This is a genomic window from Seonamhaeicola marinus (assembly GCF_008085455.1).
The window spans coordinates 1-241 of the sequence record NZ_VSDQ01000067.1 but is presented as its reverse complement, the minus strand read 5'-3'; the positions used below and the strand labels follow the sequence as shown (position 1 = coordinate 241).

Below are 241 nucleotides of genomic sequence, written 5' to 3'. Positions count from 1 at the left end.
GACCGTTGCATGATTGCGGATGCAAATATACAAGGCTTTTTAAATATCACAAACATTTTTTAATCTTTTTTTGAAAAATATTTAAATAAAAATTCAACACTAATAAAACCTGCTGTTTACAAGGTTTTTAGCTGTTATATAAATTTTTGCCTTTCAACCATATAAGTTGTTAATATGTGATTAAACGTATTATTAATATCTGCTTCAACATATTTTATTTTATACTGTGCGCATTTTAATT

At 24.5% G+C, this 241-nt stretch carries 1 pseudogene; it reads right to left on the bottom strand.

Going from position 1 to position 241, the window contains the following annotated elements:
• Positions 1-134 precede the first annotated feature (134 nt).
• Positions 135-241, bottom strand: a pseudogene (locus FUA24_RS25495) (DUF58 domain-containing protein); the annotation flags it as partial.